The organism is Bacillus sp. SORGH_AS_0510, assembly GCF_030818775.1.
GTDB lineage: Bacteria > Bacillota > Bacilli > Bacillales > Cytobacillaceae > Neobacillus.
Genome location: NZ_JAUTAU010000001.1, coordinates 181,466 through 207,890 on the forward strand (window position 1 = coordinate 181,466; position 26,425 = coordinate 207,890).

Below are 26,425 nucleotides of genomic sequence, written 5' to 3' on the forward strand. Positions count from 1 at the left end.
CATAAAAAAAGCGCTCGTTTATTTTACGAGCGCAATTACTTCGATTTCTACTAGGACATCTTTAGGAAGACGTGCCACTTCTACACATGACCGTGCTGGTTTATGTGTGCTGAAGTATTCTCCGTATACCTCGTTAATCGCAGCAAAATCATCCATATTTTTAATAAATACAGTAGCCTTCACCACAGTTTCGAAAGAAGCACCGGCTTCTGTTAAAACTGCCTGTAAATTTTTAAAAACCTGATGTGTTTGTTCCTTCACATCACCTGTTACCAAGTTCCCTTCAGCCGTTAATGGAATTTGGCCTGAGCTATAAAACAGATTATTTACGATAATTCCTTGCGAATACGGACCGATTGCAGCTGGTGCTTGATTAGTTTGAACTGTTCTCATTTTTAATTCCTCCAGATAGAAAAATAATTTCCTGCTTCTACTTTAATTTTCTTATCTTTTACATCCACATCGGATAGCTGTACCAGCGAGATATACTCATCTACTAAACGCTCTTGAATCTTTTCAGCCTCTACCAACACCGCAATGCCAGCTAATTGAGAATTAAATTCCTCCAGCATGCTGATCATTCCATTGACAGTGCCGCCAGCCTTCATAAAGTCATCCACAATAAGGACCCGCGAATTTTGCTTCATGCTTCGCTTGGATAGAACCATGGTTTGAATTCTTTTTGCTGATCCCGAAACATAATTAATACTCACTGTAGGCCCTTCTGTTACTTTACTATCTCTTCTTACGATGACTACTGGGACGTTTAATTGACTAGCAACCGCATAAGCAAGGGGAATTCCCTTGGTTGCTACGGTCATAACTACATCAATTTTTGCATTTGCATAAGCTGAGGCGATGATCCGACCAGCCTTTTGCACTACCTGAGGGTCGCCCAAAATATCGGTTAAGTATAAATACCCACCAGGCAGCAGTCTTTCTGGTTTGGCAATTAAGTCACATAATTCATTGACAAAAGGCTCCGCTTCTTCCCTGCTGACTTTCACAAAGAATTTTACCCCGCCTGCCGCACCAGGTACAGTTTGCAATGTTCCTATTCCTCTTTGTTCAAACGTTTCCTTCACAATTGCAAGGTCTTCACTGATAGAAGACTTGGCTGACGCATATCGTTCAGCAAAAAAGGTGAGCGGAACAAGCTGACGAGGATGGTCGAGTAAGTAATTTGTCATATCTATCAAACGTTCACTGCGACGAAATTTCATAAAGAACCCCCAAAACCCGTATATTCTACTTCAAGAATATATTATTGTACGCCTCTAATCAAGCGTGTGCCGTTCACCTAACATTCGGACGGCAAAAACCTGATCGCAGAATCCTCTTAGCCCATTATAGATTCGGTGCATCCGGGAATCATGCTGCACAATCCCAAAAACAGTTGGACCACTTCCGCTCATTAAAACAGCATCAGCTCCAAATCGCTTCATTTGATCCTTTATTTGGGCTACTTCAGGATGAAGGTTTAACGTCACTTCTTCAAGGACGTTTCCAACATTACTGCATACCTTTTGGTAATCGTTCTGATTAATGGCTTGAATCATTCCTTGAATATCTGGATGCTTCACTCCGTTAACATCCAGTCTTCGGTATACTTCAGCGGTAGAGACACCTATAAACGGCTTCGCCAGAATCACCCAGCATGTTGGGGGTGCAGGGAGTTCCGTAATGATCTCTCCTCTTCCCTTTGCTAAAGCTGTGCCACCGTACACGCAAAAGGATACATCCGAACCAATTTCGGAACCAAGTTCCGCTAATTCATCTAATGTCAGCCCAAGATCCCAAAGCTTATTTAATCCTCTCAATGTGGCAGCTGCATCACTGCTTCCCCCAGCAAGTCCTGCAGCAACTGGAATCGTTTTTTCAATGGTAATCACTACACCCTTCTTTACTTGAAAACGATCCTTTAACAGCTGTGCCGCCTGATAAGCTAAATTTCTCTGATCATCCGGAACATACCGGTTATGTGAAAGAATATGTATTTTATCTTGATTTAATAGGGTTAATTCCACCCGATCAGCCAAATCGATGGTTGTCATAATCATTTCCACTTCATGATATCCATCCGGACGTTTATGTAAAACATCTAATGATAAATTGATTTTGGCCGGTGCTTTAACTAAAAGCTTCACTACGTCCACCTACTTCTATATGATCCACCCTCAAGCGAGCCAATCGCACGGGCGCTTTCCGAAAAATCCACATTTTGTCCTATTTTACCACAAAATGATAAATGTAAGACGTCAGTTCTCATATATCTTAATAAATTTAATTATTTTATCACAAACTTAGCAAAAATATGAATCAAAAGATAGATAAATACCAGAGGGCATGGCCCCCTGGCAGCTGTGGGACAGATTTGTTTAAACGAAATGCTCGAACCATTTTAAGAATTGGCTTTGTTAAACTTGCCTATTGATTTCCGCTCCAGGCACTTCGCTTTCCGTGGGTGTTTCGGCGAGCCTCCTCGGCGCTTGCGCCTGCGGGGTCTCCCCTGAACCATACTCCCACAGGAGTCTTCGTGCCTTCCGCTCCAATCAATAGGGTGTAAAAATCAACACTGCTCTTTAACATAGCCTAAGGATTAAAAATGTGAACGTCGATTGATCATTTGCTGTTGGGCAAGTTCTACGGCCCGCTTTACCATATTTCCTGCGTCCTTAGACTTGATACCGCCCCAACCTTCTTTTTGAACCACATCATAAAAACCAAGTTCTTTTGCAAGCTCTTCTTTTAACCGATCCGACATAATCCCTCTTCTTCTAGCCATTCAAACAGCCCCTTTCAATCCACAGCATTATTAGTATGGATTAAAAGCACGTTTTGATAACTTGAGTAACAATCGGCCACTTAAAGACAGCAAAAAGCAGTAAACTTTAAGTTTACTGCCACTCATTGCTTATATACTAACTTAAAGCTACATGTCCTGTTGTTTCATCGTAGAATGTAATTTGAACTGTCTCTGTTAACACATCCGCATAGCTGTATGAAACACGCTCGAATGAGTTTTCATCTTGGTCTAGTTCAATAACAAAAACTGATGGGTAAGTTTCAGCTAAAACACCGGAACGTTCAATCGTCTTCCTACGTCCTCCATTTGCCTTTAGCAGTAACCTTTTCCCTAAATTTGTGTCGAGAGCCTTTTTAATATCGGCTAAGGTTTTTGGCATTCGGTCCACCTCACTGTGTAAAGTATAACACACTGACATAGTTCTGTCAAACAAAAACATAAATTATATCAGTCCAACAAAAAGATTGTCAATAATTTTTCTTCTACTTTTTCTCTTAAAATTCAACATTTCTATCGTTACCTGATTGTATAAGGATTATGTATCCAAAAAAAAATAAGCCCATTAGAATAATGGGGTCGTACGAATTGTTGCGTACTTCCTCTTCTCTAAAGGCTTATTCCTCTTCTTCTTGGTGGGGCCGGTAGGGCATTCCTGTTCGTAAGACCCCTTTTGTTTCAATTCCTCCAAGCCCCTTTTCTCCAGTCAATGTGTTTCTAAGAACATCCCAAACATTTATTCTCTCCATAAAAGGGGTAAAACTTATTTTTGCAACAATATAGACAGGATCTAAAGCATGGATATTAATTCTAGATGGGGAACTGGCAAAGTTGGCTCCTGCATGGATGAGAGATTCAAAATGTGACTGACAGGCGCCTGCAAAGATGACAAGTTGGTCTAAGTGAGGGATTTTTCGCCTCGCCTCTCTGACTGTTTGGACAAAATGCTTAGAATGGCGGTAGGCATTAATATCGGTTATCTTTCCCTTTGCTTTCGAATAGGCGTCGTGGCCGGTGATTACAAGAATATCGGGCCGGTAGTAATCAATGAGTTCCCCAATTTTTTCTGGCATTTCCTTCTCGTTGCAATGTATCCCGAGAACAGGTATCCCTATTTTTTCGTATAACAGCATACATTTTTTTAAATAAGCGGGATCTCCATCTAAATGAAGGACCTTCCCTGGGATTTGAAAGTAATTACTAGGCTTCACATATCCCCCTGTGGCCTCATATTCCTGTCTCTGCCTTATTAGATCCACATCTTGTTCAAACAACTTTAATGATTGCTCCTCCAGCACCCTATATTCCTGTTCCAGCTTCACTCGTTCATTTAGATCGATGACGACTAGATCATTGAAAGGTGAATCCGCAACAAGGCGAAAGTCCTCTCCATAAAGGATGGCAAGTCTTTGGCCATTCATATGTTGAATATCAATAACGCGAAATAGAATATCACAGTTATATGATTTTCTACCTACCACATCGTTTATTTTTATATTCACTGCTGTCACTCCAATAAGACCAGCAAAAAGGCCTTTTCTATATAATTTCCTCTTTCTTAGGCTATGCAAAGCCTGTTGTCCTTGTGAATAGAAAAGCGCAAGCACCTTGGTCAGCCCCGACAGGCAAATGTTCTTCGGCAAGAAAAGTCGCTCTTTGACTTTACTTGCCGAAGGTTATTTGACCCGAGCTGTAACAATCATCGCTTTATCAAGCCATGATTGTTACAAGATACTCAAGGTAGACTATTCAGGATGAAAACTGGCTAGGCGCTGGAGCTGGACAATTCTTGAAGTTGAATTTTATACTTTCTTATCATTAAAAAAGACCCTTTATCAAGGGTCTAATGGAAGTATGGGTATAGTTCATCGCTTAATAGGCCAAATTCCTCTAATGAGAGGGTCTCTCCCCTGCGCGTTGGCTCAATTCCACTTGCTGATAGCGCGGAAAGGATTTCTTCCTTCTTCTGCTTTCCATCCGGGAGCTGACTCGTTAAGTTATTCAAGATCGTCTTTCTCCTCTGTGCAAAGCTTGCTTTCGTCACTTGGAAAAAGAAGTTCTCATCCTTCACAGAAACCGCCGGCTGGCTGCGTCTGGTTAAGCGAATGACAGCAGAATCTACATTGGGCTGTGGAACAAACACCGTTTTAGGGACAATCATAACGGTCTCAGCTTCTGTATAATACTGTACGGCAATAGAAAGTGAACCATAATCCTTAGTGCCTGGCTTAGCCGAAATACGGTCTGCCACCTCTTTTTGAAGCATACAAACAATTCCACGAATAGGCAGATGCTCCTCCAGAAGCTTCATAATAATCGGCGTGGTGACATAGTAAGGCAAATTCGCCACGACCATAATATCTTCCATGTCCTGAAATTCTTCAGTCATTACACTTTGTACATCTGCTTCAAGAACATCTTTATGAATCACTTTGACATGTGGATAGGGTGATAATGTATCCTTCAGAATAGGTAAAAGTCGTTGATCAATTTCAAAGGCCACGACCTTTTTACTCGAACGAGCTAATTGTTCCGTAAGTGCTCCAATTCCTGGGCCAATTTCAATAGCACCTGAATTCTCAGTTAAATCCGCAAAACTAACAATCTTTTTTAAAATGTTTGTGTCGATTAAGAAGTTTTGACCTAAGCTTTTCTTAAATGAAAAACCATATTTCTCTAAAATCGCCCTTGTTCTCACAGGGGTTGCAATATCTTTATTCATTTTCTTCCTCCCGATGTAAGACAACGCTTAATGCTTCTGCAAATTCCTGTTTGCTTATTTGAAACATCATTAAGCGTTTATGCAATTGTTTCCCATTGGTATAGCCAATTTTTAAAATCTCTCCCAGCAAGATTCTGCGCTCTTTAGCGCCATCACCGCCAATGAGGCCAGCTGTTATCAAATCTTCCTGAGTGATGACCTCTGAAGGTATATCTTTTAGAATCTGAGCATCCTTTAGTGCTTCCCTTATCGCTTCAGGACTGGCATGCTCCACCCCTAGTCCCCTTCCACCCTTCGCAATTGCTTCTGCTTTGGTCAGGAAGGCATGTTTACAGCCGGGTACACTCTCTGCAATGGTCTTTCTAATCTTTTCGCCTGGAAAGTCAGGGTCAGTAAAAATAATTACTCCCCTTGTCTCCTGGGCTCTTCTGACCTTTTCAATGGTTGCTTGATTAACTGCTGAACCATTCGTTTCGATTGTATCTGCATCAACGGCTCGTTTAATTGCCGTTGTATCATCTTTTCCTTCAACAACAATGATTTCTTTAATCTTCATAATACAAGCCAATTCCTTCGTAATAAAATAAGAAAAATTGAAAAAAATTTGAAACAATTTTGTAATGTCCATCGTCTATATTATTGAACAGATTCATACACTAGAGTAAGAAAAAAGAAAAGTATGTATCGATGTAAGTATAAAGAAAATCTCAGAAAAAGCAAAATGCAGAGGAAGGACCCTCTGCATAGAAAAACTACTGTAAAATTCTAATTTTTACCTTCTTTCGGCCCCATCGATAGCAATCCTGGTTAGACGGCATGAAAACATCAATTTTATAACCCTTTATCGCTCCGCCTGTATCTGCAGCTACCGCATATCCATAGCCTTCCACATACACCTTCGTACCCAGCGGAATAATTCTAGGATCAACAGCGATGATTTTCATATTCGGATTAGCACGTAAGTTTAGACCCGTTGCCGTACGACCGGAACAGCCATTACAATTTGCAGTATAGGCTGTTGACGATACATAAAACTCTTTGCCTGTTTCTACAGCACCACGAGATACTTGTAAAGCCAGGTCCTTCGTTCCGACAGCCACAATTTTATCCTTTTTTTCTTTGAGATTTTGCTCACTTATTAGTTTCCTAGATACCTCTTTTCCATTTTCCAGCACGACTTCGTACTGCCTGGAAACAAGGCCATGCATACCCGCACTTATAACTCTTTCTTTTCCTTTTTCTAGACTTTCATCCTTTTTCGTAACCACGGCAAACTGAACTGGTTCTTCCACTACATCGGTGACTTTTTCTACTCGAATGACGTTAACTACACCATTCTTTTTGATGGTTGCTGTTAATGACGGTTCAACTCGGTCTAGTTTATCTAGTATGATTCCCTGTTGTGTTAAAAAGTCAGCGACCGTAGCCGAAGTGGTCCAAACTTGTTGTTCTTTACCGCCGTCCACATATGTAAGATGAAAAGCGAACTTTATTTTTATATTCATCTTATCTTTTATTGCCGCTTGTGGTTTCGGTGAAATTTGATCATGCTCATTTAATGCAATTTTCTGCTCTTTTAAGAGCCCAGCCACCGTTTTGGCTGTTGTCCAGATCGTTTTCTTCTCGTTGTCTTTGACAATGTGAACCTTGTTTGCTTGTTTCCAAACAACCTTAAGGTGGTCCTTCACCTTTGTATTAGCGTTTGGATACAAGTAGTCTTGTGAGCGAAGTGAGACATCCATTTCATCAAATAACTCTTTGATCGTATCTGCATGTGTTTTCACGACCATCTCTTTGCCATTCAGTGTCATTGCGACTGTCTTCTTCGATCCTTCATAAACAAGAATCCCAAAAGTAGTTAGCAAAACTACTAGACTAGCAAAAATGATGACCCATGACCTTCCACTCAAAGACTTGGGAAACAGGTTTTTCATGTTTTGGAATACGATGAAAAACGCCTCCTTTTCTTGGAGAGATTATAGAGAACCTATTGTGTCGGCTGTCAATCCCTGCATCACCTGTGAAGGTATTTCTAATTATGCACAAAACTGGAAAATTTGCAAAGAAAAACTTATCGACACGGTTATCCTATGTTGAAAAGGAGACATGTAGAACTTTTTGTTATCAGAAAAAATTAAGACAGGCTTCCCGCAGCTTCGACAAATTCCCCTATCATTTTATGGCGAATACTTTTTTAGCATTTCGTGTCGTTGCCTCTGCCACTTCTTCTAATGTCAAGCCCTTTATTTCGGCAATTTCTTCAGCTACCAACCTAACATAACCCGGTTCATTTCGTTTTCCGCGATATGGGTGTGGAGCTAAATAAGGGCAGTCTGTTTCTATGAGCAATTGATCTAAAGGAATTTCTGCTGCTACTTCCTTCGGTTTTTTGGCATTTTTAAAGGTCACAGGCCCCCCGAGAGAAATGTAAAAGTTCATTTTTACACACTCTTTCGCCACTTCTGGGCTGCCGCTAAAGCAATGCATGATTCCCCCTACTTCTTCAGCCTCTTCTTCCTTTAATATCTCTACGATATCTGCTGTCGCTTCCCGGTTGTGGATCACGATTGGCAGTTTTACTTTTTTAGCCAATCTGATTTGTTTACGAAATACCTCTTTCTGAATTTCTTTCGGAGACTTATCCCAATGGTAATCTAACCCCATCTCACCGATGGCTACAACCTTGGGATGGGATGCTAACTCCTCAATCCATTCTAAATCCTCTTCTGTCATATCGATTGCATCCACTGGGTGCCAGCCAACACAGGCATATAAAAAGTCATATTGTTCTACTAATTCCATTGCTCTTGTAATCGTTAGCCGGTCAAATCCGACAACCACCATATTAGTGACTCCTGCTTCCTGCGCCCTTGCGATAACTTCCTCTAGGTCCTCATCATATTGATCTGCATTTAAATGTACATGTGTGTCAAATAACATAACTTTTCTCCTTTTTTCAGCAATACACTTTATTTTTTTCTAAAAAGACAAAATTTAGCGAATAATGTTTCACGTGAAACAACGAAAAGCAAAAGCGCCATAATTGGCGCTTTTTTTTTACATTATTTTACCTTCGAACCATTCGGTAACGTCTGGTCAACAGTTGCTAAGGAAAGCTGGCCATCTTTTGACCCCGCTAAAATCATTCCTTGTGACAATTCACCGCGAAGTTTAACAGGCTTTAAATTTGTTATACAAATCACTTTGCGTCCGACTAACTCTTCCGGCTTATAGTATTGGGCAATACCTGAAACCACTTGTCGCTTTTCGTAACCCAAATCAAGTTGCAGCTTCAAAAGCTTGTCTGCCTTCTTCACTGGCTCTGCTTCAACGACTTCAGCTACACGCAAATCAATTTTCATAAAATCATCGATTGAGATTTCCTCGATTGGTTCAGGTTTATCTTCTTTCTGCTCCTCTTTCTTTTCTTCTGCTGCAGGAGAAGAACCTTGCATTTTAGTTTTAATAAAATCTACTTCTTCCGCAATTTCAAGTCTTGGGAATAACGGAGCATCCTTTTCTACTTTCGTTCCACTTGGGATTACGCCAAAGCTTTCAAGACTTTCCCATGTTTTTAGACCTTCATCTTGAATTCCCAGTTGTTTAAAGATTCCATCAGGAGTACGTGTTAAAAATGGCTGTAAAAGAATCGCCATTCTGCGTAATGACTCGGCTAAATGAACCATTACACTTGCAAGCTCACCTTTTTTCTCTTCATCCTTAGCTAAAGTCCACGGCTGTGTTTCATCAATATACTTATTGGTTCTGCTGACTAACTGCCAAATGGATGTTAACGCAACAGAGAACTCCATTTTTTCCATCGCTTCTTCATATTTTTGAATAGTTTCACGGTTCATTTGCAGTAATGACTCATCAAACTCACTGATTGATCCAGTATAATCAGGAATCACACCATTAAAGTACTTCTCAATCATCGCAACCGTTCTGTTTAATAGATTTCCTAAGTCATTGGCTAAGTCAAAGTTGATTCTTTCGACAAATCCTTCTGGAGTGAATACACCATCTGCACCGAACGGTACTTCTCTTAATAAGTAGTAGCGAAGGGCATCTAAACCGTAACGGTCGATTAATGTCACAGGGTCTACCACATTCCCTTTTGACTTAGACATTTTGCCATCTTTCATTAATAACCATCCATGGGCAAAAACCTTCTTTGGCAGCGGCAGATCCAGTGCCATTAACATGATTGGCCAATAAATAGTATGGAAGCGTACAATTTCTTTACCAACAAGATGAACATCTGCCGGCCAGTAATTTAAATATTTAGAGTCATTTTCCGTTCCATATCCAAGCGCAGTAATATAATTGGATAGAGCATCAATCCAAACATAAATGACATGCTTAGGATCGCCAGGAACTTTTATTCCCCAATCAAAGGTGGTTCTTGATACAGCTAAATCCTCTAAACCAGGTTTAATGAAGTTATTAATCATTTCATTTTTACGAGATTCAGGTTGGATAAACTCCGGATTTTCCTCATAATAGGCTAATAGGCGGTCAGCATACTTGCTCATTCTAAAGAAGTAAGATTCTTCTTTAACAAGCTCTACTGGTCGTCCGCAATCAGGACAATTCCCATCTACTAACTGGCGGTCTGTGAAAAATGATTCACATGGAGTACAATACCAGCCTTCGTATTGGTCAAGGTAAATATCCCCCTGCTCTAAAAGTCTGGCAAAGATCTTTGAAACTACTTGTTTATGTCTTTCTTCTGTTGTACGAATAAAATCGTCATAGGAGATATCAAGCTTTTTCCAAAGCTCCTTAATTCCATCTACAATTCCGTCCACATACTGTTGTGGTGTAATATTTGCTTCTTCCGCTTTACGCTGAATTTTCTGTCCATGCTCATCCGTTCCCGTTAAGTACATTACGTCATATCCGCGCATCCGCTTATAACGTGCCATTGCATCACCTGCAACAGTCGTATAGGCATGTCCTATATGTAAATTCCCACTTGGATAGTAAATAGGCGTGGTAAGGTAAAACGTTTTTAATTTTTCCTCCATTATATTTCCTCCTCATCAGAAAAACATAGCTCTAAGTATCGACAATTACTAGGCTAAAAAACCTAAATCTCATCTACTCATTATTGCCTTTTTTTCCCGCTTCTATCATCAAAATATACCGAAAAATAAACTTTTGTGCAAGAAGACGCTTTTTCAAAGACTTTTTTAAAAATCTCCTTTTCACCCCCATAAAATGGGGAACGTCCTCGAAGAATATATTGGATTAAGTCTGTTATTGTAGAAATTTGTCGAATGTTGTATGATTCATTTAAATAAACATTTGAAAATCCAATAATATTAAAAATCTATGACAATTGCATGAATTTTTAGTAAAACCTTGTTAAATCAACGTTTCTTAACTTGGAAAATTTTTTCTATTGTTTTTAAAATAAAATAATTGACGAATATGGGAAGTACTGGTATTATAAATCTGTAAGAATTTTGTCGAATAATGACGAATAAAAATAGATAAAATATCGTACTATTGAGAGGAGATCACTTTAAATGAAATCTACAGGTATTGTTCGTAAAGTTGATGAATTAGGTCGTGTAGTTATTCCGATTGAATTAAGACGTACTCTTGGAATCGCTGAAAAAGACGCTCTAGAAATCTATGTGGATGACGAGCGCATTATCTTAAAGAAATACAAGCCAAACATGACTTGTCAGGTAACTGGCGAAGTTTCTGATGATAACTTAGCTCTTGCAGGTGGAAAGTTAATCTTAAGCCGTGAAGGTGCAGAGCAATTATTAGCAGAAATTAAAAATAACTTTGAATTAGCAAAATAAAACTCCAGGCACGTTAAGTGCCGGAGTTTTTTTTATTCGATATGATAAGCTTGATACACTTCTCTTTTGTTCAGTCCACGGTCTTTAGCGGTTTGCTTAATAGCATCTTTTGAAGAAACATTTTCGACTGACATGTAGTGATTTACATGCTCTTCTATAGATAAGTCTTCCCACCAGCTAGTCCCCTCTTCTACCTCTTCATTTGTGCCTTCAACAATGATACAAAACTCTCCACGAATCTCATCATTATGTGCCCACTCGATGACTTCTTCAAGTGTTCCTCTGATAAACTCTTCATACTTCTTTGTTAACTCGCGACAAATAGCAATATTTCTATTTCCCAAAACTTCAAGCATAACGGCTAGTGTCTCTTTCAACCTATGGGGAGATTCATAAAATATTAGGGTGGCCTTTTGCCATTTTAAAACTTCTAATTCAGTCCGTTTATCTTTTTTACTTCGATGTAAAAACCCATAAAAATAAAAAGGCTGACAGGCTATTCCTGAAGCAATCAAGGAGGTTATTGCTGCATTTGCTCCTGGCAGCGGTACAACCGTCACTTGCTCGCTGACTGCAGCTGCTACTAATTCATATCCAGGGTCTGATATGGCAGGCATACCTGCGTCGCTGACAAGTGCAATCTTTAAACCTTGCTGCACCTTTTGAATTAATTTTTCGCCGCTCGTTTCCTTGTTATGCTCGTGATAACTCACTATAGGGGTATCAATTTCAAAATAGTTACATAGTTTTTTTGTATTTCTAGTATCTTCTGCAGCAATCAAGTCCGCTTCCTTTAAAATCCTAATAGCTCGAAAGCTCATATCCTCTAAGTTACCAATCGGAGTGGGAACAAGATAAAGAATTCCCTTATTATCTTCATTCTCAAAGCTTTTCTGCTGCCACATGTTCATCACCCGTTTCACGTATTAAAAACTCGACTTTTTTCTTTCGAGGTAAACTTTTGAAATGATGCTCTGCCCTTAGTGCATCCCCTTTATTATCATAACCTTTGTAGTAGGTCAGCTTTACCGGGCCTCGTCCCCTCGTATATTTGGCACCCTTGCCTTCATTATGCTGCATCACTCGGCGTTCAAGGTTCGTGGTATATCCGCCATAAAAACTGCCATCCTTACATGTTAACACATAAAAATAATGGTTGTTATTCTCCATATAAGACTGCCCTAATTTCCGGGGTGTACTGATCATCCTCATCATAAACAAACAGTGGTGGAGATATCTTCAAGTCAGGGCTGCCATCCTTAATTGCCTCTATTAGCAGTGTATTGGCCTCTTTTCCCTTCTTTGGATAGACCAACTGAATTCGTTTTGGCTCAAGTCTATACTGGCGCATTAATGTCACGATATCCAATAGTCTGCCCGGACGGTGCACAAATGCCACCTTTCCACCTTGTTTTGCTAACTGACTCGATGCCTTAATTGCATCCTCAAGGGTACAAAGAATTTCATGGCGAGCAATCGCTAAATGTTCGTTAGGATTTATTTCATCCTTTGAGGGAGTTGGAAAGTATGGAGGGTTACAAGTAACCACATCAAATTTTCCATACCCCAGCTGCTTGGGCATTTCCTTTATGTCTCCGTGAATCATATGTAGCCGATCTTGTAAACCGTTATACTCAATACTTCTATTCGCCATTTCATACAATCGCTCTTGTATTTCTACACCTGTAATTTGCCCCTTGGTACGGGCACTTAAAAACAGCGGAATAACTCCGTTTCCACTGCATAAATCAATCAGATTTCCTTTTTGTATAGGAACATACACGAATCGTGCTAATAGCACCGCATCCAGAGAAAAGGCAAAAACGGAGGGGCTTTGAATGATTCTTAAATTTTCTGCTAGTAAATAATCAAGCCGCTCATCATCTTTTAAGTTAACCACACGTATCCATCCTTCAATTAAATGTATGAAAATAGAGGCTGATTTCGTCAGCCTCTTACGGTTATTTTTTATTAAGAAATGAAAGACAAAATAAACAATCGCCTTCCTTACGCAAGCTCCCAAAATGAAGGTTACAAATATGAAACCCTTCTTGATAAAGACGGGCGAGGTTATCATACCCTTCACCAACATCAAACGGTTTTACCCCAGGAGTTGCTTCAGGGGTTGTCCCCTTCTTATTCTTTGTTACTTTCTTTCCATTTTCCGTGGTTACATCTAAACGGCGCCTCAGATGTTCATTTTCAAGCTTTAAATAATGATTCTCTTCTAGTATCTCGGCTAGGTGCTGCTTTAATTCGCCCAGCTGTTGATAAAGATGTCCAATTTGTGTTTCCATATTACTTACTGACTCAAAAATTTCTTTTTTATCCACGTCTTCCACCTCATTAATCTGTGGATTGTATAGAAAAGGCACCTTCTTTAATGATTTCATCCAAAGTATACTCCAGAACCCGTTCTTGTTCCTTTAGTTCAACCTGAAGCACCCGCTCTAATATATTTAATCCTACTACTTTTCCTTTTCCTTGTGGTGTTTCAATGATTTCACCTAAATCTGGCAATTGTTCTTTTGCAGATTCATATTCATCATTTTCATATTTTAAGCAGCACATAAGTCTACCGCATAAACCAGAAATCTTAGTAGGATTCAATGAAAGGTTTTGGTCCTTAGCCATTTTTATCGAAACGGGATCGAAATCACCTAGAAATGTGGAGCAACAGAGCATTCTCCCACAAGGGCCAATGCCACCAAGCATCTTCGCTTCATCACGCACTCCAATCTGGCGTAATTCAATTCGTGTTCGAAAAATAGCTGCTAAATCCTTTACTAGCTCACGGAAATCCACTCTTCCATCAGCAGTAAAATAGAAGATGATTTTATTTCGATCAAAAGTGTATTCTACATCAACCAGTTTCATATCCAGTTGATGTTCATTCACCTTTTCATTACATACCTCATATGCTTCCTGGGCTGCAAACTTATTCTCTTCGACAATCATTCGATCCTTTTGGTCCGCAATTCTGACCACCTTTTTTAGTGGAAGAACGACATCGTGCTCATCTACCTGTTTGCGAGCAATGACAGCCTTTCCAAATTCAACGCCGCGGACCGTTTCAACAATGACAAAGTCATCCTTTTCAATAGAGAGTTCTCCTGGATCAAAATAATAGATTTTCCCCGCTTTTTTAAAGCGTACTCCTACAACATCATACAAATGAAGATCCCTCCTGCAATTTTAACACAAGCTGTTCCATCATCAGCTGAGGATTCATATTTGCCTGCAGCTTTCTTTTTGCATCAAGAATAGCTGACATTTGATCCGATATGCGCCGTCCAGATGTGTGCAAAGCAAACTGTTGTAAACGTTCATTTTCTTCTATGAAAACAATTTGCTCTTGCTTATCTAGCTGTATATATAGTAAATCCTTAAAAATAAGAAGTAAAAGATCTAAACCACGATTAATTTGCTCTTTTTCTTTGAAATGAGAAAACCAATCTCCTTGGAGTGTGACCATTGCCTCCAACGGATTTTTTTTCAACACCTCATATAATTTTAACACTATTTTTTGGGCTTGTGCAAACCATTCATCGACATTTAATGCAAGAGCTTCTTCCAAATTATTGGTTATTTGTGCTAACAGTGGTGCTTTTGATGGTTTTACACCGTTTTCCACCAATTGTTTGGTCATCACTTGAGGAGACAATGGTTGGAAAGCTAATATTTGGCATCTCGAAAGGATTGTAGGTAATATCTGTTGCAATTGCTCTGTTAATAAAAAGGCTACCGTTCCTGGACTAGGTTCCTCAAGAAACTTTAAAAGACTATTAGATGCACTCACACTCATTTTATCAGCATGTGAGATTAAATATACTTTTTTCAAAGATTCTACACCTTTTTTAGCAAACTCTGCTTGCAGGCTCCTAATCTGGTCCACTTTAATGGAAAGTCCGTCCGGCTCCACGATATGCACGTCTGGATGGTTCCCACTATTGATTCTTCGGCAGTTTGTACAGGATTCGCATGGTTTATAGCCATCTATTACATTTTCACAATAAATAGACTTGGTTAGCAGCAAGCCTATTTCCTTTTTGCCTGTTCCCCTCATGCCTTCAAATAGGTACGCATGGGCCACTCGATTTTTCACTAAGCTGTTTTTTAGCATTTTTAAGACTGTTGGCTGTAGCTCTTCTAGTTGATCCCATGATTTGACCAATGTAATCACTCACTTACTGTATATAATAGCTAAATATATTTTTCTGGAGTTGCTCTGTTAACTTTTCTGTTGAATTCCGCTCCAGGAGCGAGCGGTTCGTGGTTGTTTCGGCGAGCCTCCTCGGAGAAACGCGCCTGCGTGGTCTCCCCTGAACCATACTCCCACAGGACACTGAATAAACTTCATCGAATTATCACCGCACGAAGGAAATGCGGTAGCATTTTCGAGGATCTTCGCTCCTTCCGCTCCAATCAACAGGTGAGATAACTTATCATAAGGCTATAACAAAGCCATTAAAAATGTAAGGATTGTTCGATTGGTAGGACGAATACGGTTGCGCCGCCTACTTCTACTTCGACTGGGTATGGTACAAAGGAGTCTGCATTGCCACCCATTGGTGAAACAGGTGATACTAGCTGTTCTCTAGCCCTACAATTTTCTTTTATGATCTGTAGCGCGCGGTCCACTCGAATATCTTCTGTCCCAATCATAAAGGTGGTGTTCCCCGATTTCAAAAATCCACCTGTACTTGCTAGTTTTGTGGCCCTAAAATTATTCTCTATCAAGGCCTTTGATAATCGGTTACTATCCTGGTCTTGTATAACAGCAATAATTAGTTTCATGTGGAACACCCTTTCCTTCCTATTTATCGACAAAAGTTCCTTATCTATATTATAACAGGTTATTGTCCCTCTTACATTTGTTATAGGGGCGGAACACACGATAAATTCCTATTTTTAAAGGCCGTTTACGTAAACATTGTTATTATGAAAGAAAAGCAGAGGATTATCATTAAGAACCAGAGCTACACTACGAAAAGCTGGCTAATTGGATTGCCCAATTAGAAGAGTAACCAATAAGCGGATTTTTTCCGGTTATTCAAAGAAAAGTGTCCCATTTTTGCGTTTTAAAATCAAATAAGCGGCATTCCTCCGTCTATTTATTAGAACAAACCTTAGAAAAGGTAGACAAAAGCAACAACGTGATAGATATCTAAAAAAGGCCTACATAGGTAGGCCTTTACTTTGCTAGTTTTTCACTTATTATCTTTACGGTCTGATCATATACTTCTTCCAATGTACCTGAAGCGTCAATTTTAACAATTCGATCAGGGAAGCGCTCCAATAATAAATAGTACCCTTCTCTTACCTTTTGGTGAAACTCGAGGTCTTCTAAATCTAGTCGATTGACTTCTCTATCTTTATTCTTATTGATCCGTCTTAGTCCTAACTCAGGTTCAATATCAAAGTAAATCGTTAACTGTGGCATTAGCTCTTCAATGGCAAACTTATTAATGCTCCATGCCTCATCAATTCCTAGGTTACGAGCATGTCCCTGGTACGCTAAGGAGCTGTCAACAAACCTGTCGCATAATACTATTTTTCCTTCTTCTAGTGCCGGTTTTACTTTTTCTATCAAGTGCTGTCTCCGTGCTGCTGCATACAGTAAGGCCTCTGTTCGCGGATCCATGGCAGTATTTTCTTTATTTAAGATAACCTGTCTAATTTGTTCTGCAATATCGATGCCACCAGGTTCTCTAGTAACCATGGCTTCTTTAAAATGGTTAGCTACCATACTTAAAATTGTTGTTTTCCCAGCCCCATCTGGACCTTCAAATGTAATAAACATTCCAGTGTTCAAACTAATACCTCCATATTAAAAAGCACATTACTCTTTATTTTTTGGCTCTGTTAAACTTGTCTGTTGATTTCCGTTCCAGGCGCGAGCGGTTCGTGGGTGTTTCGGCGAGCCTCCTCGGAGAAACGCGCCTGCGGGGTCTCCCCTGAACCATACTCCCACAGGAGTCTTCGCGCCTTCCGCTCCAATCAACAGGTTTTGAAAATTAACAATGTTCTTTTACAAAACCTATTTTATATATACCTTAACCCTGCCTTCAGTAAGCATGGAGCCTCCTTGAAATCTTGCTCCTTTTTCTAACAGACCTTGAAGTTGTATAACCGCTTCTTGTTTTATTTCTTCTCCTTTTAATAGCAATGGAATTCCCGGCGGATATGGAATAATGGTTTCTGAGCATACTTTTCCAACTGCCTGTTCTAGCGGCATAGCTACTTCAACTAAGTTTGCCAATTCCCGATATGGAATAGCTAACTCAGAGATTCTATTGTTTGTAATGAGATGTTTGCTTTCATGTTCTTGATAAGGCAAATCCTCGACTACTTTTTTCATTTTCTTCACTACATCTCCCCATGGATAGGTTTGATTTTCTTTTAGTATAGGAAGAACCAAGAGTACGTTGTATGGATCTGCTAATTCTGTATAGATTGCCTCTGCTTCCAATCTCTTTTGTAATTCAAAACCACTTAAACCGCATCTCGTTTGAATGGTTAGTTTTAATAGGTCCCCTTGAAAATTAGGAAATGCCAATACTTTTATCGCCGGAATGTTTTCCAATTCTGCTTTAAAATGATTGATGCTCGTTTGTAATGCGTCTATATCCTGCTTTGAGTATGTAGCTAAGTATTTTCTCGCTAAATCCAATGATGCCATGATAGGGTACGAGGGACTGCTGGATTGAAATATCTGCAAATAATCCTTTACTTTAATTATATCAACTAAGTGGCTGTTCACATGCAAATATGAACCCATTGTCATGGCTGGAAGTGTTTTATGTGCCGATTGAACGACCATATCTGCCCCTAATTGGACGGCTGAAGCCGGGAAGTAGGCACCGATTATAAAATGAGCCCCATGAGCCTCATCAACTAAAACAGGTATCTCGTGAAGGTGGGCTTCCTTTATAATTCCTTCCAAGTCGTAAACCATTCCATAGTAATTAGGATAAGTTAAAATGATAGCTTTTACATGAGGATATAGATTAATTGCTTCCTTAACTGTATCTACTCTAACTCCTGCAGCTACCTTCCATTCTTCGTTATATTCCGGTTCTAAAAATACAGGTCTTACTCTAGCCAGCTTTAAGGCATTTAATACAGACTTATGGCAATTCCTCTGAACGAAAACTATATCATCTTCAGAGCAAGCAGCCATGATCATCGCTAAATTGCCTACTGTTGATCCATTTATTAAAAAGAAACTTTCCTTTGTTTGAAAAAGTTCAGTTAATAGCTGTTCAGCTTCTAAAATAACACCCTCAGGTGAATGTAAGTCATCTAAGCCAGATAGCTCTGTTACATCGAGTTTTAATAGCTGTTCATAAAATAAGCTTGCATCACTTTCATTGATAAAGCCATTTTTATGTCCAGGGACGTGAAATGAAATAGGGTTCAATTGGCTATGTTTAACTAATGCGTCAAAAAGAGGTGTATTTATTTGTGTATTCATCTGCATACTTCCTTTAAAGAGTCTTATTTATTTTAACAAAAAATGTTGTCCTTTCCCCACCCATTCCAAAAAAATAAAGCCCTAAAAGGACTTATTTAAGAAAATATTTCAGGTGTCGTTATTTTCCTAAGCTGTTTAAGAAAATATTTATACTTTGGATCATTCGTATCTGTTTGTATCAAATCACTTTCACAATCCGTACAAATAAAAGAAGTATAAAGATGTATGCCCTTCGGTTTTAGATTTTCGCAAATAACGCACGTTTCCTCATAATGACTATGTGCTAAAAATGAACTCACGTCCTCCACCTCCATACATCCATTCTGCCCTTTAAATAATATTTGTATACAATTTTTTGAATTCTCCACTCATTCCATCCTGTAATATACTATGTTGTAAAGTGGAATTGGGTGTATGTCTATAGGCGATTTCTTTTAAAACAATTCGTACTTTTTATATGAACATGCTCTTTTTGAAAAAAGCACAAAAAAGACAACCCAATACAGGTTGTCTTTTCATTTGCCTGGCAACGTCCTACTCTCACAGGGACTTTCGTCCCAACTACCATCGGCGCTGAGAAGCTTAACTTCCGTGTTCGGTATGGGAACGGGTGTGACCTTCTCGCCATAATTACCAGACCTATTAAATTGAGGTTTCATTCCCTCAAAACTAGATAATGTAGAAGAAAATTCAATAAACAATTGAGTTCGCTAAAAACTTGGTTAAGTCCTCGAACGATTAGTATCAGTCAGCTCCACATGTTACCACGCTTCCACCTCTGACCTATCAACCTGATCATCTTTCAGGGTTCTTACTAGCTTGACGCTATGGGAAATCTCATCTTGAGGGGGGCTTCATGCTTAGATGCTTTCAGCACTTATCCCGTCCGCACATAGCTACCCAGCGATGCCTTTGGCAAGACAACTGGTACACCAGCGGTGCGTCCATCCCGGTCCTCTCGTACTAAGGACAGCTCCTCTCAAATTTCCTGCGCCCACGACGGATAGGGACCGAACTGTCTCACGACGTTCTGAACCCAGCTCGCGTACCGCTTTAATGGGCGAACAGCCCAACCCTTGGGACCGACTACAGCCCCAGGATGCGATGAGCCGACATCGAGGTGCCAAACCTCCCCGTCGATGTGGACTCTTGGGGGAGATAAGCCTGTTATCCCCGGGGTAGCTTTTATCCGTTGAGCGATGGCCCTTCCATGCGGAACCACCGGATCACTAAGCCCGACTTTCGTCCCTGCTCGACTTGTAGGTCTCGCAGTCAAGCTCCCTTGTGCCTTTACACTCTACGAATGATTTCCAACCATTCTGAGGGAACCTTTGGGCGCCTCCGTTACTCTTTAGGAGGCGACCGCCCCAGTCAAACTGCCCACCTGACACTGTCTCCCACCCCGATAAGGGGTGCGGGTTAGAATTTCAATACAGCCAGGGTAGTATCCCACCGACGCCTCCACCGAAGCTAGCGCTCCGGCTTCTACGGCTCCTACCTATCCTGTACAAGCTGTACCAAAATTCAATATCAGGCTACAGTAAAGCTCCACGGGGTCTTTCCGTCCTGTCGCGGGTAACCTGCATCTTCACAGGTACTATAATTTCACCGAGTCTCTCGTTGAGACAGTGCCCAGATCGTTACGCCTTTCGTGCGGGTCGGAACTTACCCGACAAGGAATTTCGCTACCTTAGGACCGTTATAGTTACGGCCGCCGTTTACTGGGGCTTCGATTCAGAGCTTCGCTTGCGCTAACCCCTCCTCTTAACCTTCCAGCACCGGGCAGGCGTCAGCCCCTATACTTCGCCTTGCGGCTTCGCAGAGACCTGTGTTTTTGCTAAACAGTCGCCTGGGCCTATTCACTGCGGCTCTTCGAGGCTATTCACCTCAAAAAGCACCCCTTCTCCCGAAGTTACGGGGTCATTTTGCCGAGTTCCTTAACGAGAGTTCTCTCGCTCACCTTAGGATTCTCTCCTCGCCTACCTGTGTCGGTTTGCGGTACGGGCACCTTTTATCTCGCTAGAGGCTTTTCTTGGCAGTGTGGAATCAGGAACTTCGGTACTAAATTTCCCTCGCTATCACAGCTCAGCCTTTACGGAAAGCGGATTTTCCTACTTTCCAGCCTAACTGCTTAGACGCGCATATCCAACAGCGCGCTTACCCTATCCTCCTGCGTCCCCCCATCACTCAAACGATAAAGAGGTGGTACAGGAATATCAACCTGTTGTCCATCGCCTACGCCATTCGGCCTCGGCTTAGGTCCCGACTAACCCTGAGCGGACGAGCCTTCCTCAGGAAACCTTAGGCATACGGTGGATGAGATTCTCACTCATCTTTCGCTACTCATACCGGCATTCTCACTTCTAAGCGCTCCACCAGTCCTTACGGTCTAGCTTCAACGCCCTTAGAACGCTCTCCTACCACTGACATCTACGATGTCAATCCACAGCTTCGGTGTTACGTTTAGCCCCGGTACATTTTCGGCGCAGAGTCACTCGACCAGTGAGCTATTACGCACTCTTTAAATGGTGGCTGCTTCTAAGCCAACATCCTGGTTGTCTAAGCAACTCCACATCCTTTTCCACTTAACGTAAACTTTGGGACCTTAGCTGGTGGTCTGGGCTGTTTCCCTTTTGACTACGGATCTTATCACTCGCAGTCTGACTCCCACGGATAAGTCTTTGGCATTCGGAGTTTGTCTGAATTCGGTAACCCGATGAGGGCCCCTAGTCCAAACAGTGCTCTACCTCCAAGACTCTAACAACGTGAGGCTAGCCCTAAAGCTATTTCGGAGAGAACCAGCTATCTCCAAGTTCGATTGGAATTTCTCCGCTACCCACACCTCATCCCCGCACTTTTCAACGTGCGTGGGTTCGGGCCTCCATCCAGTGTTACCTGGACTTCACCCTGGACATGGGTAGATCACCTGGTTTCGGGTCTACGACCACATACTCATTCGCCCTATTCAGACTCGCTTTCGCTGCGGCTCCGTCTCTTCAACTTAACCTTGCATGGGATCGTAACTCGCCGGTTCATTCTACAAAAGGCACGCTATCACCCATTAACGGGCTCTAACTACTTGTAGGCACACGGTTTCAGGAACTATTTCACTCCCCTTCCGGGGTGCTTTTCACCTTTCCCTCACGGTACTGGTTCACTATCGGTCACTAGGGAGTATTTAGCCTTGGGAGATGGTCCTCCCTGCTTCCGACCGGATTTCACGTGTCCGGCCGTACTCAGGATCCACTCAGGAGGGAACGAAGTTTCGACTACAGGGTTTTTACCTTCTCTGACGGGCCTTTCCAGGCCGCTTCATCTACCCCGTTCCTTTGTAACTCCATGTAGAGTGTCCTACAACCCCAAGAGGCAAGCCTCTTGGTTTGGGCTATGTCCCGTTTCGCTCGCCGCTACTCAGGGAATCGCGTTTGCTTTCTCTTCCTCCGGGTACTTAGATGTTTCAGTTCCCCGGGTATGCCTTCAATACCCTATGTATTCAGGTAAAGATACTGTTCCATTACGAACAGTGGGTTTCCCCATTCGGAAATCTCTGGATCAAAGCTTACTTACAGCTCCCCAAAGCATATCGGTGTTAGTCCCGTCCTTCATCGGCTCCTAGTGCCAAGGCATTCACCGTGCGCCCTTTCTAACTTAACCTAAAAGGTTTATTACTCTATATATAATAGAGAGAAAACTAAAATGGCGATTACTCGATGTTTCTTGACTTTCTTCTTTACGATTATCTAGTTTTCAAAGAACGAGGCTACTGATTTCAATCACAACGTGATTAAACTTCAGAGCTTTACATCATGCTGCCTTGCGACGAGCTGAGGGATTACTTCCTCGAACTACTGCGGCGCAGGAGCAATGCAAGTTATATGAACGTTTAATCCAATGTTAATGAATTAAACTAAGTGGAGCTTAGCGGGATCGAACCGCTGACCTCCTGCGTGCAAGGCAGGCGCTCTCCCAGCTGAGCTAAAGCCCCGTAGAAGGAAAGTGGGCCTAAATGGACTCGAACCATCGACCTCACGCTTATCAGGCGTGCGCTCTAACCAGCTGAGCTATAGGCCCCCACTACGAAAATATGAATGAGAATTTGCACTCTCAAAACTAAACAAACAGAAAACAATCAAACAAACATGTTTTGTCTGGCTCATAGGTCCAGCTTATATCCTTAGAAAGGAGGTGATCCAGCCGCACCTTCCGATACGGCTACCTTGTTACGACTTCACCCCAATCATCTGTCCCACCTTAGGCGGCTGGCTCCTTACGGTTACCCCACCGACTTCGGGTGTTACAAACTCTCGTGGTGTGACGGGCGGTGTGTACAAGGCCCGGGAACGTATTCACCGCGGCATGCTGATCCGCGATTACTAGCGATTCCGGCTTCATGTAGGCGAGTTGCAGCCTACAATCCGAACTGAGAATGGTTTTATGGGATTGGCTAAACCTCGCGGTCTTGCAGCCCTTTGTACCATCCATTGTAGCACGTGTGTAGCCCAGGTCATAAGGGGCATGATGATTTGACGTCATCCCCACCTTCCTCCGGTTTGTCACCGGCAGTCACCTTAGAGTGCCCAACTGAATGCTGGCAACTAAGATCAAGGGTTGCGCTCGTTGCGGGACTTAACCCAACATCTCACGACACGAGCTGACGACAACCATGCACCACCTGTCACTCTGTCCCCCGAAGGGGAAAGTCCTATCTCTAGGAGTGTCAGAGGATGTCAAGACCTGGTAAGGTTCTTCGCGTTGCTTCGAATTAAACCACATGCTCCACCGCTTGTGCGGGCCCCCGTCAATTCCTTTGAGTTTCAGCCTTGCGGCCGTACTCCCCAGGCGGAGTGCTTAATGCGTTAGCTGCAGCACTAAGGGGCGGAAACCCCCTAACACTTAGCACTCATCGTTTACGGCGTGGACTACCAGGGTATCTAATCCTGTTTGCTCCCCACGCTTTCGCGCCTCAGCGTCAGTTACAGACCAGAAAGCCGCCTTCGCCACTGGTGTTCCTCCACATCTCTACGCATTTCACCGCTACACGTGGAATTCCGCTTTCCTCTTCTGCACTCAAGTCCCCCAGTTTCCAATGACCCTCCACGGTTGAGCCGTGGGCTTTCACATCAGACTTAAAGGACCGCCTGCGCGCGCTTTACGCCCAATAATTCCGGACAACGCTTGCCACCTACGTATTACCGCGGCTGCTGGCACGTAGTTAGCCGTGGCTTTCTGGTTAGGTACCGTCAAGGTACCGGCAGTTACTCCGGTACTTGTTCTTCCCTAACAACAGAGCTTTACGACCCGAAGGCCTTCATCGCTCACGCGGCGTTGCTCCATCAGACTTTCGTCCATTGTGGAAGATTCCCTACTGCTGCCTCCCGTAGGAGTCTGGGCCGTGTCTCAGTCCCAGTGTGGCCGATCACCCTCTCAGGTCGGCTACGCATCGTCGCCTTGGTGAGCCGTTACCTCACCAACTAGCTAATGCGCCGCGGGCCCATCTGTAAGTGTCAGCCGAAACCGACTTTCAGCTTTTCCTCATGTGAGGAAAAGGATTATCCGGTATTAGCTCCGGTTTCCCGAAGTTATCCCAGTCTTACAGGCAGGTTGCCCACGTGTTACTCACCCGTCCGCCGCTAACCACCGAAGTGGTTCGCTCGACTTGCATGTATTAGGCACGCCGCCAGCGTTCGTCCTGAGCCAGGATCAAACTCTCCAAGAAAGTTGATTAGCTCATTTTGTTACGTTGGCTAACTTCAATTAAGAAGTTAAATATTATTGTTTGTTGACGTTTTTGTTTGTTTAGTTTTCAAAGAACAAAACCTCACGCCGTCTTAAGACGACTTTTTAATCTTACCAAGTTACTAATAAAAAGTCAATAACTTTTTATTTAATGTTTTGCCGTCTCTGTGACGACTTTTACTATATTACAGCATTCAACCCATATGGTCAATAGTTATTTTAAAAAAATAATAGCCGCTGTGGTCAGCGGCCTGTACAGCTATAATATCCATTGTTGTATGGCTACTAGGGCAAATACGCCTGGGATTCCTAGAAAACCAGAAACTGCAGATGTAGCGACATTGATGGGGACATGGATCCCGTATCCGTTACCCGCTGTGTTTAAGAAAAATAAAAAAAGCGCACCAATGAGAAATTTAACCGCTGCTTGTCCAATAAATCTTGCTGGTTTAAAGGGCGCCCCTGAGAATAAGAGTAAAAGAATCAGACCACCTAGTACAGATATTACGACAATCGGCTCCAAATAATGTTCCCCTCCTTCTTCAGTTATTTTCAATACAACTTATGTACAAGTTAGGGAGAATAGACCGTAAAAATAAAAAAAGCCTTCGCACATACTTTGTGTTCAGGCAGCTTTAATCATTTTATTTAAGTAAGGTTAAATTTCGTTGTTTCGCTTCTCTTAATAAGAAGATATATTTTGCTTCTGCAATTTTTGTTTGGCAAATGACCTCTTCGGAAGGGTCGAAACTTTTTTCCAAAAGCTGTTTTTCTTGATGCCAATGCCCTTTCAATCGACTTAGCTGTATCAAGAGCTTCTCATCATACTCTTTGCGAAGCCGCCCTTTACGTCGAAAAAACATAGTTTTCTTCCTCCGCGTTTCTTATAATTCCCGTCGTCCCTCTATCGCTTTGGATAAAGTTACTTCATCTGCATATTCCAGATCTCCACCAACAGGCAGCCCGTGGGCTATTCTTGTTGTTTTGATCCCTGATGGCTTTAACAAACGGGAGATATACATAGCCGTTGCTTCCCCTTCAATGTTCGGGTTGGTGGCTAAGATGACTTCTTGAACGGTTTCATCTTGAAGACGTTTTAATAAGTCTGGGATATTAATATCCTCAGGTCCAATTCCATCCATTGGAGAAATGGCTCCATGTAATACATGATATAAGCCGTTAAACTCCTTCATTTTTTCCATAGCTATTACGTCTTTAGGATCTTGGACCACACAAATAACACTTCTATCTCTGCGCTGATCCTCACAGATATAACATGGGTCTTGATCCGTGATGTGTCCACATACGGAACAATAGGTTAAATTACGTTTAGCATTTACTAGTGCTTTTGCAAAATCGAGGACGGTGTCTTCTTTCATGCTTAACACATAAAAGGCCAGGCGCGCAGCCGTTTTCGGGCCGATTCCCGGCAGTTTCATAAAGCTGTCTATGAGCTTAGAAATCGGTTCAGGATAATGCATGTTCGATTTTCCCCTTTAATAAAAGAGGCTGCACTTAAGAGTCAGCCTCTTTTTATTTAATCTAGCTTAGAATGGAAGATTCATTCCCTTTGTGAATTGGCCCATTGTATTGTTTGATAATTCTTCCGCTTTTTTAAGTGCATCATTTACTGCCGCTAACACAAGATCTTGTAACATTTCTACATCGTCTGGATCTACTGCTTCAGGTTTGATTTGAACATCTACTACTTCTTTGTGACCGGTTACGATTACTTTTACCATACCGCCGCCAGCTGTTCCTTCAATTTGTTTTTGACCTAATTCTTCTTGAGCTTCCGCCATTTTCTTTTGCATTTTTTGCATTTGTTTCATCATATTTTGCATATTTCCCATACCGCCACGCATCAT

At 41.8% G+C, this 26,425-nt stretch carries 26 protein-coding genes, 2 tRNA genes and 3 rRNA genes; 1 reads left to right on the forward strand and 30 read right to left on the reverse strand.

Annotated features, from left to right (window positions below):
• Positions 1-18: 18 nt before the first annotated feature.
• From ridA to metG, 11 genes are all read right to left on the reverse strand, one after another.
• Complete coding sequence (gene ridA, locus QE429_RS01035) at positions 19-393, reverse strand: 2-iminobutanoate/2-iminopropanoate deaminase (protein ID WP_307282969.1); 375 nt, start codon at positions 391-393, stop codon at positions 19-21.
• A 2-nt stretch (positions 394-395) separates the two neighbouring features.
• Entirely contained in the window at positions 396-1,223 is an 828-nt protein-coding gene (purR, locus tag QE429_RS01040) for a pur operon repressor (RefSeq protein ID WP_307282972.1), read from the reverse strand.
• A gap of 54 nt (positions 1,224-1,277) precedes the next feature.
• Positions 1,278-2,147, reverse strand: a complete 870-nt coding sequence (gene ispE, locus QE429_RS01045) for a 4-(cytidine 5'-diphospho)-2-C-methyl-D-erythritol kinase (RefSeq protein WP_307282974.1) — start codon at positions 2,145-2,147, stop codon at positions 1,278-1,280.
• A 452-nt stretch (positions 2,148-2,599) separates the two neighbouring features.
• Positions 2,600-2,785: a small, acid-soluble spore protein, alpha/beta type gene (locus tag QE429_RS01050; RefSeq protein WP_307282977.1), complete on the reverse strand. Its 186-nt coding sequence runs from the start codon at positions 2,783-2,785 to the stop codon at positions 2,600-2,602.
• A 136-nt stretch (positions 2,786-2,921) separates the two neighbouring features.
• Positions 2,922-3,185: a biofilm formation stimulator Veg gene (gene veg / locus QE429_RS01055; RefSeq protein ID WP_307282979.1), complete on the reverse strand. Its 264-nt coding sequence runs from the start codon at positions 3,183-3,185 to the stop codon at positions 2,922-2,924.
• Positions 3,186-3,420: 235 nt separating this feature from the next.
• Positions 3,421-4,305: a sporulation peptidase YabG gene (gene yabG, locus QE429_RS01060; protein WP_307282981.1), complete on the reverse strand. Its 885-nt coding sequence runs from the start codon at positions 4,303-4,305 to the stop codon at positions 3,421-3,423.
• 341 nt (positions 4,306-4,646) lie between these two features.
• Positions 4,647-5,525, reverse strand: a complete 879-nt coding sequence (gene rsmA / locus QE429_RS01065; protein WP_307282984.1) for a 16S rRNA (adenine(1518)-N(6)/adenine(1519)-N(6))-dimethyltransferase RsmA — start codon at positions 5,523-5,525, stop codon at positions 4,647-4,649.
• Positions 5,518-6,081 carry a ribonuclease M5 gene (rnmV, locus tag QE429_RS01070; protein ID WP_307282987.1) on the reverse strand — a complete coding sequence of 188 codons (564 nt, stop codon included), beginning with the start codon at positions 6,079-6,081 and terminating at the stop codon, positions 5,518-5,520. The genes rsmA and rnmV overlap by 8 nt, the downstream gene beginning before the upstream one ends.
• 196 nt (positions 6,082-6,277) lie before the next feature.
• On the reverse strand, positions 6,278-7,459 hold the full coding sequence (locus QE429_RS01075; RefSeq protein WP_307282991.1) for a G5 and 3D domain-containing protein: 1,182 nt from the start codon (positions 7,457-7,459) through the stop codon (positions 6,278-6,280).
• A gap of 238 nt (positions 7,460-7,697) precedes the next feature.
• Positions 7,698-8,465 (reverse strand): TatD family hydrolase, encoded by a 768-nt coding sequence (locus tag QE429_RS01080; RefSeq protein ID WP_307282993.1) that lies wholly within the window; start codon positions 8,463-8,465, stop codon positions 7,698-7,700.
• A 122-nt stretch (positions 8,466-8,587) separates the two neighbouring features.
• Positions 8,588-10,555, reverse strand: coding sequence for a methionine--tRNA ligase (gene metG, locus QE429_RS01085; protein WP_307282996.1), 1,968 nt, complete (start codon positions 10,553-10,555; stop codon positions 8,588-8,590).
• A 504-nt stretch (positions 10,556-11,059) separates the two neighbouring features.
• On the opposite strand from metG, the gene QE429_RS01090 reads away from it, so the two are divergent.
• Entirely contained in the window at positions 11,060-11,344 is a 285-nt protein-coding gene (locus QE429_RS01090; protein WP_307282999.1) for a transition state genes transcriptional regulator AbrB, read from the forward strand.
• Positions 11,345-11,376: 32 nt separating this feature from the next.
• Here QE429_RS01090 and rsmI read toward each other — a convergent pair whose 3' ends face one another.
• The 19 genes from rsmI to QE429_RS01185 form a co-directional block, all read right to left on the reverse strand.
• Positions 11,377-12,249 carry a 16S rRNA (cytidine(1402)-2'-O)-methyltransferase gene (gene rsmI, locus QE429_RS01095; protein ID WP_307283003.1) on the reverse strand — a complete coding sequence of 291 codons (873 nt, stop codon included), beginning with the start codon at positions 12,247-12,249 and terminating at the stop codon, positions 11,377-11,379.
• The gene (locus QE429_RS01100; RefSeq protein ID WP_307283005.1) at positions 12,227-12,514 is read right to left on the reverse strand and encodes a GIY-YIG nuclease family protein; all 288 of its coding nucleotides are present in this window, start codon (positions 12,512-12,514) and stop codon (positions 12,227-12,229) included. Before QE429_RS01100 ends, rsmI begins: the two co-directional genes overlap by 23 nt.
• Positions 12,504-13,244 carry a tRNA1(Val) (adenine(37)-N6)-methyltransferase gene (locus QE429_RS01105; protein WP_307283007.1) on the reverse strand — a complete coding sequence of 247 codons (741 nt, stop codon included), beginning with the start codon at positions 13,242-13,244 and terminating at the stop codon, positions 12,504-12,506. The genes QE429_RS01100 and QE429_RS01105 overlap by 11 nt, the downstream gene beginning before the upstream one ends.
• 61 nt (positions 13,245-13,305) lie before the next feature.
• The gene (gene yabA / locus QE429_RS01110) at positions 13,306-13,737 is read right to left on the reverse strand and encodes a DNA replication initiation control protein YabA (RefSeq protein ID WP_307283009.1); all 432 of its coding nucleotides are present in this window, start codon (positions 13,735-13,737) and stop codon (positions 13,306-13,308) included.
• A complete protein-coding gene (locus tag QE429_RS01115) occupies positions 13,691-14,518 on the reverse strand; it encodes a PSP1 domain-containing protein (protein WP_307283012.1) in 828 nt (275 codons plus the stop codon). Before QE429_RS01115 ends, yabA begins: the two co-directional genes overlap by 47 nt.
• Entirely contained in the window at positions 14,511-15,518 is a 1,008-nt protein-coding gene (gene holB / locus QE429_RS01120; protein ID WP_307283015.1) for a DNA polymerase III subunit delta', read from the reverse strand. Before holB ends, QE429_RS01115 begins: the two co-directional genes overlap by 8 nt.
• Before the next feature lie 293 nt (positions 15,519-15,811).
• Positions 15,812-16,141, reverse strand: coding sequence for a cyclic-di-AMP receptor (locus tag QE429_RS01125; protein ID WP_307283017.1), 330 nt, complete (start codon positions 16,139-16,141; stop codon positions 15,812-15,814).
• A 397-nt stretch (positions 16,142-16,538) separates the two neighbouring features.
• Positions 16,539-17,159: a dTMP kinase gene (gene tmk, locus QE429_RS01130; protein ID WP_307283020.1), complete on the reverse strand. Its 621-nt coding sequence runs from the start codon at positions 17,157-17,159 to the stop codon at positions 16,539-16,541.
• A gap of 225 nt (positions 17,160-17,384) precedes the next feature.
• A complete protein-coding gene (locus QE429_RS01135) occupies positions 17,385-18,821 on the reverse strand; it encodes an aminotransferase class I/II-fold pyridoxal phosphate-dependent enzyme (RefSeq protein WP_307283023.1) in 1,437 nt (478 codons plus the stop codon).
• A gap of 95 nt (positions 18,822-18,916) precedes the next feature.
• Positions 18,917-19,135, reverse strand: coding sequence for a sigma factor G inhibitor Gin (locus tag QE429_RS01140; RefSeq protein WP_307290702.1), 219 nt, complete (start codon positions 19,133-19,135; stop codon positions 18,917-18,919).
• Between the two features lie 207 nt (positions 19,136-19,342).
• Positions 19,343-19,459: ribosomal RNA gene (rrf, locus tag QE429_RS01145) — 5S ribosomal RNA — on the reverse strand.
• A gap of 80 nt (positions 19,460-19,539) precedes the next feature.
• Positions 19,540-22,475 (reverse strand): 23S ribosomal RNA (locus QE429_RS01150).
• A gap of 258 nt (positions 22,476-22,733) precedes the next feature.
• Positions 22,734-22,806, reverse strand: a tRNA-Ala gene (locus QE429_RS01155).
• Positions 22,807-22,818: 12 nt separating this feature from the next.
• A tRNA-Ile gene (locus QE429_RS01160) sits at positions 22,819-22,892 on the reverse strand.
• A 107-nt stretch (positions 22,893-22,999) separates the two neighbouring features.
• Positions 23,000-24,537: ribosomal RNA gene (locus QE429_RS01165) — 16S ribosomal RNA — on the reverse strand.
• Together the 16S, 23S and 5S rRNA genes with 2 tRNA genes alongside form the textbook arrangement of a ribosomal RNA operon.
• A gap of 279 nt (positions 24,538-24,816) precedes the next feature.
• Entirely contained in the window at positions 24,817-25,080 is a 264-nt protein-coding gene (locus tag QE429_RS01170; RefSeq protein WP_307283026.1) for a pro-sigmaK processing inhibitor BofA family protein, read from the reverse strand.
• 121 nt (positions 25,081-25,201) lie between these two features.
• Positions 25,202-25,420 carry a YaaL family protein gene (locus tag QE429_RS01175; RefSeq protein WP_307283028.1) on the reverse strand — a complete coding sequence of 73 codons (219 nt, stop codon included), beginning with the start codon at positions 25,418-25,420 and terminating at the stop codon, positions 25,202-25,204.
• Between the two features lie 21 nt (positions 25,421-25,441).
• The gene (gene recR / locus QE429_RS01180; protein WP_307283031.1) at positions 25,442-26,038 is read right to left on the reverse strand and encodes a recombination mediator RecR; all 597 of its coding nucleotides are present in this window, start codon (positions 26,036-26,038) and stop codon (positions 25,442-25,444) included.
• Between the two features lie 66 nt (positions 26,039-26,104).
• Entirely contained in the window at positions 26,105-26,425 is a 321-nt protein-coding gene (locus QE429_RS01185; RefSeq protein ID WP_307283034.1) for a YbaB/EbfC family nucleoid-associated protein, read from the reverse strand.